Consider the following 9,832-nt stretch of genomic DNA (forward strand, 5'->3'; position numbering starts at 1 on the left):
CGTGTGGTCTCCCCGCCTGCCCCCAGCGAGCTCGAGCTGGTCCACCGCGCCCTGAGGCACCTCCGCCCCGGCCTCGACCCCGCCCTCGCCCGGCGGCTCCGCACAGCCGACTGGGCCGCGGCGTCCGTGGAGGAGGGCGGGCAGTTCCACCGCGTGCTCGTGCTCGAGGACGTCGGCGTCCTCCGGATGACGCGGGCCCACGAGGTGGGGGCCGCCCCGGCCGCGCGGTGGGCGCCCGAGCGGGACCCCGCAGCGCACCTGCCCCGGCGCCTGGCCCTCCTCGACGGACTCGCCGCGGCCCTGGCCGAACGCGACGTGTCGTGGGCCGTCCCGGTCGCCCTCTCGGATCCCGTCTCCGCGGGCCCGGGCGCCGCGGTGCTGCAGCGCTTCCTCCCGGGCGGACCGCACCCGCCGCACGAAGGCGATCCGGCCGTGCTGCGCGGCGTCCTCGACGACCTCGCCGCCGTGGACGTCACCGACCCGCGGATCGCCCCGCACCTCGGCCGCCCGTTCGCCTTCCGCGGCCCGTGGACGCCGGAGCGCGCCCGGCACGTCGCGGCGCTGCCGGGGACGGTCGCCGCGCGCCTGGGCGCATGGGAGGGGCACGACGTCGACGCGCGGCTGGGCGCCGAGGCGTGGCCGGACGCGGTCGCCGCCGTCACGGACGCCGTGACGGCGTGGACCGCCGCGCCGCCCGTGCCGCCGTCGCTCGTGCACGGCGACCTGGCCGGGCACAACATGCGCTGGCGCGCCGTGCCCGAGGACGAGGACCCGCGGGCCCCGCTGCGCTGGGCGCTGGCCGGGGTGCTGGACTGGGACTTCGCGTGCGCGTGGGACCCCGCCCTCAACGTCGCCTACCTGGCGCTGTGGCACGGCGAGGAGAAGGTGCCCGACCTGGCCCGGGACGCGGCCGAGGCGCGCCGGGCCCGCGTGTGGCTCGGGGCGATGGCCCTGGAGACGCTCGACGACGCGGCGGCCCGGGACGCGATCGTCGGCGGGCTGGCCGCGGGGTCCTGGCGGCGCCTGCTGCGCAAGACCCTGCCCCGCGTGGCGCGGGCCCTCACCGCCCTGGACGGCTGAGGGCCCGCGCGGTCGTCAGGACACGCCCAGGCGCTCCAGCACGATCTCGCGGACGCGGCCGGCGTCGGCCTGCCCGCGGGTGGCCTTCATGACCGGGCCGATCAGGGCGCCGACGGCGGCCATCTTGCCGCCCTTGATCTTCTCGGCCACGTCCGGGTTGGCGGCGATCGCGGCGTCGACGGCCTCCGTGAGCGCGCCGTCGTCGGACACCACGGCCAGGCCCTTCGCCGCGACGACCTCCTTCGGGGCGCCCTCGCCGTCGGCCACGAGACCGAGCACCTGCTTGGCGATCTTGTCATTGATCGTCTTCGCGGCGATCAGCTCCTCGATCTCCACCACGTGCGCCGGGGTGATCCCCAGCTCGGCGACGGCGACCTCGCGGACGTTCGCCAGGCGGGCGATCTCGCCCATCCACCACTTGCGGGCGGCCGCCGCGGAGGCGCCGGCCTCCACGGTCGCGACGATCTCGTCCAGGACGCCGGCGTTGACGACGTCGCGGAACTCCTCGTCCGAGAAGCCCCACTCGGCCTTGAGCCGCTTGTTCCGCACGGCCGGCAGCTCGGGCATGGCCGCGCGCACGCGCTCGACCCACGCGGCGTCCACGTGCACGGGCACGAGGTCCGGCTCGGGGAAGTACCGGTAGTCGTCCGCGTCCGACTTCGGGCGGCCCGAGGTGGTGCTGCGGGTGTCCTCGTGCCAGTGGCGGGTCTCCTGCGTCACGGTGCCGCCCGCGGCCAGCACCGCGGCCTGGCGCTGGATCTCGTGGGTGACCGCGTGCTGCACGGCGCGCGTGGAGTTCACGTTCTTCGTCTCGGTGCGGGTGCCGAACTCGGTGGCGCCCTTGGGCATCAGCGAGACGTTCGCGTCGCAGCGGACGTTGCCGCGCTCCATCCGCGCGTCGGAGATGTCGATGGCCTGCACGATGTCCCGGATCGCGGTGACGTAGGCGCGGGCCAGCTCGGGGGCCCGCGCACCGGCGCCGACGATCGGCTTGGTGACGATCTCGATGAGCGGCACGCCCGCACGGTTGTAGTCGACGAGGGACGCGGAGGCGCCCTGGATCCGCCCGGAGCCGCCCACGTGGGTGAGCTTGCCGGCGTCGTCCTCGAGGTGCGCGCGCTCGATCTCCACGCGGAAGACCTCGCCGTCCTCCAACTCGACGTCCAGGTGGCCGTCGAAGACGATCGGCTCGTCGTACTGGGAGGTCTGGAAGTTCTTCGGCGTGTCCGGGTAGAAGTAGTTCTTCCGCGCGAACCGGCAGGTCTCGGCGACCTGCGCGTCCAGGGCCACGCCCAGGCGGATCGCGTACTCCACGACCTTGCGGTTGAGCACCGGCAGGGTGCCCGGCAGGCCGAGGTCGAGCGGGGTCACGTTCGTGTTCGGCTCGTCGCCGAACGCGTTGGGCGCCGAGGAGAAGATCTTCGTGGCGGTGTTCAGCTCCACGTGCACCTCGAAGCCCAGCACGGGGTCGAAGCGCTCCATCGCCTCCGCGAAGTCCATGGTCTGCTCTGCGTGGCTCATGCCCGGCCTCCTGCCGTGGTCGCGGTGGTGGCGCGCTGCGCGCCCTTCTCCAGCTCGGGGGCCTCGGCCCACACCGGCCCGCCCCGGCGCTGGGCCACGAGGCGTTCGAGCGCGGCGCCGGCCTCGTACAGGCGCGCGTCCTCGCGCGCCGGTGCCATCAGCTGCAGGCCGTAGGGCAGCCCGTCGACGACGCCACCCGGCACGGACATGCCCGGGATGCCGGCGAGGTTGGCCGGGATGGTTGCGAGGTCGTTGACGTACATGGTCATCGGGTCGTCCGTCTTCGCGCCCAGCTCGAACGCCGGGGTCGGCGCGGTGGGCGTGAGGAGGACGTCCACCTGCTCGAAGGCGCGGGCGAAGTCCTCCTGCACGAGCGTGCGGACCTTCTGCGCGGAGCCGTAGTAGGCGTCGTAGTAGCCGGCGGACAGCGCATAGGTGCCCAGGATGATGCGCCGCTTGACCTCGGCGCCGAACCCGGCGGCGCGGGTGGCGCCCATGACCTGCTCGATCGTGCCGCCGCCGTCGGGCACCACGCGGTGGCCGTAGCGGACGCCGTCGAAGCGGGCCAGGTTGGAGGAGGCCTCCGAGGGCATGATCAGGTAGTACGCCCCGAGGGCGGCGTCGAAGCTGGGGCAGGAGACCTCCACGATCTCCGCGCCGGCCTCACGCAGGGCCGCGACGTGCTCGTCGAAGCCGGCCCGGATGCCCGGGTGGAACGCGTCCGCCGGCAGGTCCGTCACGACGCCGACGCGCAGCCCCGCCAGGTCGCGGCCGCGGGCCGCGCCGGTCAGGTCCGCCGGCTCGTCGGCCAGGGACGTGGAGTCCTGCGGGTCGTGGCCGGCGATGACCTGCTGCAGCGCCGCGGCGTCGGCCACGGTGCGGGCGGCGGGGCCGATCTGGTCCAGCGAGGAGGCCATGGCGATGAGGCCGTAGCGGGAGACCGCGCCGTAGGTGGGCTTCACGCCGACCGTGCCGGTGAACGCGGCGGGCTCACGGACGGATCCGCCCGTGTCCGAGCCGAGGGCGAAGGGGGCCAGGAAGGCGGCGACGGCGGCCGCCGACCCGCCGCCCGAGCCGCCGGGCACGCGGTCCCCGTCCCACGGGTTGCGGGTGATGCCGAACGCGGAGTGCTCGGTGGAGCCGCCCATCGCGAACTCGTCGAGGTTGGTCTTGCCGAGGATCGGCAGGCGGGCCTCGCGGAGGCGGGCCACCACCGTGGCGTCGTACGGGCTGAGCCAGCCCTCGAGCATGCGGGAGGCGGCCGTGGTCGGCTGGCCTCGCGTGACGATGTTGTCCTTCACGGCCACGGGCACGCCGGCCAGCGGGTGCAGGGCGTCGGCCTCGGGGCCGCCGGCGGCGCGGATCGCGTCCACCTCGGCGGCGACGGCAAGGGCCTCGTCCGTGTTCACGTGGAGGTAGGCGCGCACGCCGCGGTCGCCGTCGGCGTCGGCGCGCACGTCGCCGTCGTGGGCCGCGATGCGGTCCAGGTGGGCCTGGACGAGCTCCACGGAGGTGGTGGTGCCGGCGCGCAGGCGCTCGGCCATCTGCAGCGCGGTGAGCCGGACGAGCTCGTCGGCGCCGAGGGTCGCGTTCACGTCGAACGTCTCGGTCATGGGGGTGCTCACTCTCCGTCCAGGATGGCGGGGACCTTGAACTGGCCGTCCTCGGAGTCCGGCGCCTGGTCGAGGGCCTCCTCCTGCGTGAGCATGCCGGCCGGCACGTCCTCGCGGAACACGTTCTGCAACGCGATGGGGTGGGACGTCGGCGTCACGTCGTCGCCCGCGGCGGCCTGGACCGCGGAGACGTGCTCCAGGATCTTCTCCAGGTCGCCGGACATCGTGTCCAGCTCCTCGTCGGTCATCCGGATGTGGGCCAGGCGAGCCAGATGCTCCACCTGATCCCGGGTGATCTCAGGCATGGATCTCCTCGTGTGACGGGTCGGGGCGGGGTGGACGACGCCGGCGCGGCGGCGGCCACATCGGGGTCGAGTCTAGTGCCGGGGCCTGCCCGGCCGCCGCCACCGCTTCGAGGCGGGAGATCCACCCCACCGCGGCGCTCCGGGCCCGCATGACAGGGATTTCCCGCCCCGAATGGGGTCCCGGCGCCGATCTCCCGCCCGGGGTCAGTCCAGCGCGAGCCGGTAGACGAGGAACGGGCCGGTCTCGTCGGCCGGGTCGAGGTCCGGCACCACGTCCGCGAGGAACCAGTCGCGCTGCGGGACGCGCACGAAGCCGGCGCGCTCGTACATCCGGTGGGCGCCGGTCATGGAGGGCATGGTGGTCAGCACGACGGCGTCCACGCCCTTCTCGGCGCGGGCCCGCGCCACGATCTCGGCCAGCAGGGCGCCGCCCACCCCGCGGCGGTGGAACCGCGGGTGCACGGCGAGCATGCGGAACTCGTACTCCCCGTCGCCGGAGGTCTCGGCCAGGGGCGAGCCGGGCGGGGTGAGCACCACTGACCCGGCCACCTCGCCGTCGACCTCGGCCACGAGCACCTCCGCGCGGCCGGCCCGGTCGGCCACGTCCATGAGGGTCTTCACGTAGGCGTCGTCGGGGGCGATGTGGCCGCCGTCGACATAGGACGCCAGGGTGAGCTCGGCGACCGCCTCGTGGTCCTCGGGGCGCAGCGGGCGGACGAGGGCGCTCATGCGTCACCTCCGGCGCGCTGGCGCAGCGTGTCCTTCAGGCGGGCGCGGGTCGCGTCCGTGGCCACGACGTAGTCGCGCCGACGCAGCCAGGCGGTGGGCACGGCCTGGTGGGGGTGGCCGTCGCGCGCCTCGTGCAGCCCTTCGAGGAACGTCGCGGCCGCCGGCTCCTGCCAGATGTTCACCCAGTAGGCGCGCTCCCGCTCCTGCGCCGTCAGCTCCTTGACCAGCCGCCGCGTGAACGGGCAGCCCGGCCGCCAGAACACGACGACGCCGCCGCCCTCGACGTGCGCCTGCGCGCCGGCGAACGGCCGCGAGCGGACCCGCACCGCCCACCGGTACGTGACCGCGTAGCCGGCCAGGACGAGCCCGGCCACGATCATCCCGACCTGCTGCAGGCGCGTCCCCGCGATCATGAACGTCAGTCCGCCGGCCACGAACAGGACCGGGTAGAACCACGGGTCTCCGACGATCCGCCTCATGCCCTCGCCCCCGTCACGGCGGCCAGGGCGGCCGCGTCCACGTCGCCGGCCACCATCCAGTGGGGATGTGCCGTGCCGTCCGCCGAGGCGGGCCGCGTCACCGCGACGCCGGCCTCCTCCGCCACCAGCGCGCCGGCGGCCCAGTCGTACTCCTGCGTGCCGAACTCGGCATAGGCGTCCAGGGTGCCGTCGGCGACCATGCACAGGTCCAGCGCCGCCGAGCCGATCCGTCGCACGTCCCCGAACGCGGGCAGCAGGGCCGCGAGCGCCCGCACCTGCAGGGCCCGGCGAGCGGGGTCGTAGCCGAAGCCGGTGGCGAGCAGCCGCCCGGAGCGCCCCGCCACGGGACCGGTGAGCCGCACGGGGGCGGCGTCCCGGTCGGGCACGTCCACGCCCGCCGTCGTCGCGTCCGCGGTGCTGAAGGCGCCCCGGCCCGCGCTCGCGAACCAGGTGCGTCCCAGCGCGGGCGCCGCCACGACGCCGGCCAGCCAGCGTTCGGTGCCCTCGGCCACCCCCAGCAGGTCGGCGGTCTCGGCGTCCGCCGGGCCGGTGACGGCCACCGAGGTGCAGAACTGCGGCAGGCCGCGCACGAAGTTGGTGGTGCCGTCCAGCGGGTCGATGGACCAGCGGTACCCGGACGGCTCGGCTGGACGGGTGGCGCCGTACTCCTCGCCGGTGATCTCGTCCGAGGGGCGGTAGCCGGCGATGACCTCCCGGACGGCCTGCTCGGCGCGGCGGTCGTAGTCGGTGACCCAGTCGGAGCCGGAGGACTTCGTCTCCGCGCCGATCTCCTCGATGCCCAGCGGGACGGCCGGGTGGTGACCGGTCCAGCGCCGGGCCAGGACGTCCGCGCCGGCGCGCGCGGCGGCCTTGGCGACCACGAGCAGGCCCGGGACCGTGGTGCGCGCGCTCATGCCGGGGCCTGCCCGTCCGCGGCGCCGTCGGTGGCGTCGTCCGTGTCCGCCGGGCGCACGGCGTCCGGGCCTCCGGCCAGCAGCGCCGTGAACCCGGCCTCGTCCAGCACGGGCACGCCGAGGGACTGCGCCTTGTCCAGTTTGGAGCCGGCGGCCTCGCCGGCCACCAGGAAGTCGGTCTTCTTGGACACGGACCCGGAGGCCCTGCCGCCGCGCACGAGGATCGCCTCCTTCGCGGAGTCGCGGGAGAAGCCCTCGAGCGAGCCGGTGACCACCACGGTCAGGCCCTCGAGCGTGCGCGGGGTGGACTCGTCCTGCTCGTCCTCCATGGCCACACCCGCCGCAGCCCAGCGGTCCACGATCTCCCGGTGCCAGTCCTCGGCGAACCACTCGATGAGCGCGTCCGCGATGATCGGACCGACGCCGTCGATCTCGGCCAGCCGGTCCCGGTCGCCGGCCTCGGCCGCCGCGCGCAGCGCCGCCATCGAACCGAACGCCGTGGCCAGCGAGCGGGCCGCCGTCGGGCCCACGTGCCGGATGGACAGCGCCACGAGGGTGCGCCACAGCGGCTGGGACTTGGCCTTCTCGAGCTCGTCGAACAGGCGGAGCGTGTTGGCCGTGGGCGCGGACGGCTTCTTCGCGGTGCCGGCGGTGAAGAAGTACGGCTTGAGCGTGAACACGCCCGAGGGCACCATGCGGCCGTCCACCTTCGTACGGCCCTCGCGCCACACGCGGACCTCGCCGAGGGAGCGCTGCAGGTCCGTCAGCCCGTCCTCGCCGCGGGGGCCCGTGATCTCCTCCGGCGTGCCGGAGGCGAGGTCGAAGATCTGCGCCTCCGCCGTGATGGGGCCGGGACCCTCGGGGCGCACCTGCCCCTCGTGCTCGGCCGGGTCCTCGCCGGGGCCCTGGACGAGCCAGCGGGCGGCCTCCTCGCCGAGCGCCTCCACGTCGAAGGCGCCGCGGCTGGCCAGGTGCTCGACGCGGCCGGCCAGCTGGGCCGGGCAGGAGCGGGCGTTGGGGCAGCGCAGGTCCACGTCCCCCTCCTTGGCCGGGGCCAGCGGCGTGCCGCACGAGGGGCAGTGCGCGGGCATGACGAACTCGCGCAGCTCCCGGCCCGCCTCGATCGCCTTCTCGCGCAGCGGCAGCACGGGGCCCACGACCTCGGGGATCACGTCCCCGGCCTTGCGCACCACCACGGTGTCCCCGATCAGCACGCCCTTGGCCTTGACCACGTCCTGGTTGTGCAGGGTGGCCAGAGAGACGGTGGACCCGGCCACGGTGACCGGCTCCAACACCGCGAACGGGGTCACCCGACCGGTGCGGCCCACCGAGACCGCGATGTCCCGCAGCAGCGTGTGCACCTCCTCCGGCGGGTACTTGTACGCCGCCGCCCAGCGGGGCACGCGGGAGGTGTGGCCGAGGTAGCGCTGGTCCGCGAACGCGTCCGCCTTCACCACGATGCCGTCGATCTCGTGGATCAGCTCGTGCCGGCGCCGGCCGTACTCCTCGATCACCGCGACGACGGCGGCCAACGCCTCCTCGTCCGCACCCTCCACCACGCGGGTGTAGGGGCTCACGGGCAGGCCCCAGCCCGCGAGCGCGTCGTACACCTCGTGCTGGGACTCCAGTCCGAACGCCTCGACCGAGCCGATGCCGTGCACGAACATGGCCAGCGGGCGCTGCGCGGTGACGGCCGGGTCCTTCTGACGCAGGGCGCCGGCGGCGGCGTTGCGCGGGTTCGCGAACGGCGTCTGACCCTCCTCGGCACGGCGCGCGTTGAGCTCGGCGAAGGCGGCGGAGGACATGAACACCTCGCCGCGCACCTCGAACTCGGCGGGCCAGCCCTCGCCGGAGAGCTCGTGCGGGATGTCCCCGATGGTGCGCACGTTGGCGGTGACGTCCTCGCCCGTGACGCCGTCGCCGCGGGTGGCGGCCTGCACGAGCCGCCCGTCCCGGTAGCGCAGGGCGACGGCGAGCCCGTCGATCTTCACCTCCACGAGCCAGCGGGGCGCCACGCCCGGTCGCACCTGCGTCAGGGCCTGCGCCGCGCGGCGGAACCAGACCTCGAGCTCCTCGATGGAGAACAGGTCCTCGAGCGAGTACATGCGGGCCCCGTGCCGGACGGGGGCGAACGCCTCCGAGACCTCGCCGCCGACCTCCTGGGTGGGCGAGTCGTTGGCCACGAGCTCGGGGTGCAGGGCCTCGAGGTCCTCGAGGCGGCGGTACAGCGCGTCGTACTCGGCGTCCGAGATCTCCGGGGCGTCCCGCTGGTAGTAGGCGGTCCGGGCGGCGCGGACCCGCTCCACGAGGTCCTCGTACTCCTCCCGCAGGTCCGCGGCGGGGATGTCCTGCGGATCGGGCTGGGCGGCGGATTCCTTGGGGGTGCTCACCCGGCCCAGCGTAGTCGGCGTCCCGGACGGCGCACCCGGGTCAGGGGATGCGCACGAGCACCGCCGTGATGTTGTCCCGGCCGCCGCGCCACAGGGCGGCGCCGATGAGCTTCTCGAGGGCGTCCTCGAGGGTGTCGGCGTCGTCGATCAGCGCGCGGATCTCCTCGTCCAGCAGCTCGCCGGTCAGGCCGTCGCTGCACAGCAGGACGAGGTCCCCGGAGGCGAGGGGGACCTCGGCCACGTCCACCGTGAGCGCCTCGCGCGAGCCGAGCGCGCGGGTGATGACGTTGCGGCGCGGGTGGACGCGGGCTTCGGCGGGGGTGAGCTCCCCCGCGTCGACGAGCATCTGGACCGCCGAGTGGTCCACCGTGAGCTGCTGGAGCACCGGCGAGCCGACGGGCCGCAGGTACACCCGGGAGTCGCCGACGTTCGCCACGGCCCAGCGGCCGCGCTCCGTGTCCAGGCAGGCCAGCACGGTCAGGGTGGTGCCGGAGCGCCCCAGCCCGGCCTCGACGACGGCGGCGTCCGCCTCGTGGATCAGGTGGCCGAGCTCCTGGGGCGTGTGGGCCGTGCCCGGGGCGAGCACCTCGGGGGCGCGGCGGCGCAGGGTCTCGATCGCGGCGGCCGAGGCCACCTCGCCGGCCTCGTGCCCGCCCATGCCGTCGGCCACGGCGGCGAGCACCAGCGGCTCCCCCACGACGGTCCACGCGTCCTCGTTCAGGTCGCGGACGGCGCCCACGTGGGTGGCGCCCGCGGCCTGGGGGCGCGGCGCGGACGGGGTCTCGGGGCGGGGGTCCACGG

9 protein-coding genes are annotated in these 9,832 nt (G+C 75.1%); 1 reads left to right on the plus strand and 8 read right to left on the minus strand.

Going from position 1 to position 9,832, the window contains the following annotated elements; all coding sequences use genetic code 11:
• Window positions 1-3 precede the first annotated feature (3 nt).
• Window positions 4-1,080, plus strand: a complete 1,077-nt coding sequence (locus J1M37_RS10730) for a phosphotransferase (RefSeq protein ID WP_206452621.1) — start codon at window positions 4-6, stop codon at window positions 1,078-1,080.
• Between the two features lie 15 nt (window positions 1,081-1,095).
• Here J1M37_RS10730 and gatB read toward each other — a convergent pair whose 3' ends face one another.
• The 8 genes from gatB to J1M37_RS10770 all read right to left on the minus strand — a co-directional run.
• Entirely contained in the window at window positions 1,096-2,601 is a 1,506-nt protein-coding gene (gene gatB / locus J1M37_RS10735) for an Asp-tRNA(Asn)/Glu-tRNA(Gln) amidotransferase subunit GatB (protein ID WP_206452622.1), read from the minus strand.
• Entirely contained in the window at window positions 2,598-4,214 is a 1,617-nt protein-coding gene (gene gatA, locus J1M37_RS10740) for an Asp-tRNA(Asn)/Glu-tRNA(Gln) amidotransferase subunit GatA (protein WP_206452623.1), read from the minus strand. The genes gatB and gatA overlap by 4 nt, the downstream gene beginning before the upstream one ends.
• 8 nt (window positions 4,215-4,222) lie before the next feature.
• Complete coding sequence (gene gatC / locus J1M37_RS10745) at window positions 4,223-4,519, minus strand: Asp-tRNA(Asn)/Glu-tRNA(Gln) amidotransferase subunit GatC (protein ID WP_049146890.1); 297 nt, start codon at window positions 4,517-4,519, stop codon at window positions 4,223-4,225.
• Between the two features lie 204 nt (window positions 4,520-4,723).
• The gene (locus J1M37_RS10750) at window positions 4,724-5,248 is read right to left on the minus strand and encodes a GNAT family N-acetyltransferase (RefSeq protein ID WP_206452624.1); all 525 of its coding nucleotides are present in this window, start codon (window positions 5,246-5,248) and stop codon (window positions 4,724-4,726) included.
• Entirely contained in the window at window positions 5,245-5,727 is a 483-nt protein-coding gene (locus tag J1M37_RS10755) for a hypothetical protein (RefSeq protein ID WP_069941779.1), read from the minus strand. Before J1M37_RS10755 ends, J1M37_RS10750 begins: the two co-directional genes overlap by 4 nt.
• On the minus strand, window positions 5,724-6,641 hold the full coding sequence (locus J1M37_RS10760; RefSeq protein WP_206452625.1) for an inositol monophosphatase family protein: 918 nt from the start codon (window positions 6,639-6,641) through the stop codon (window positions 5,724-5,726). Before J1M37_RS10760 ends, J1M37_RS10755 begins: the two co-directional genes overlap by 4 nt.
• On the minus strand, window positions 6,638-9,031 hold the full coding sequence (gene ligA, locus J1M37_RS10765; protein WP_206452626.1) for an NAD-dependent DNA ligase LigA: 2,394 nt from the start codon (window positions 9,029-9,031) through the stop codon (window positions 6,638-6,640). The genes J1M37_RS10760 and ligA overlap by 4 nt, the downstream gene beginning before the upstream one ends.
• Window positions 9,032-9,071: 40 nt before the next feature.
• Window positions 9,072-9,832, minus strand: a 761-nt coding sequence (locus J1M37_RS10770; protein WP_241251029.1) for a PP2C family protein-serine/threonine phosphatase, incomplete at its 5' end; no start/stop codon positions are given.

Source organism: Micrococcus sp. KRD012 (assembly GCF_017168555.1).
Classification (GTDB): Bacteria; Actinomycetota; Actinomycetes; order Actinomycetales; family Micrococcaceae; genus Micrococcus; species Micrococcus luteus.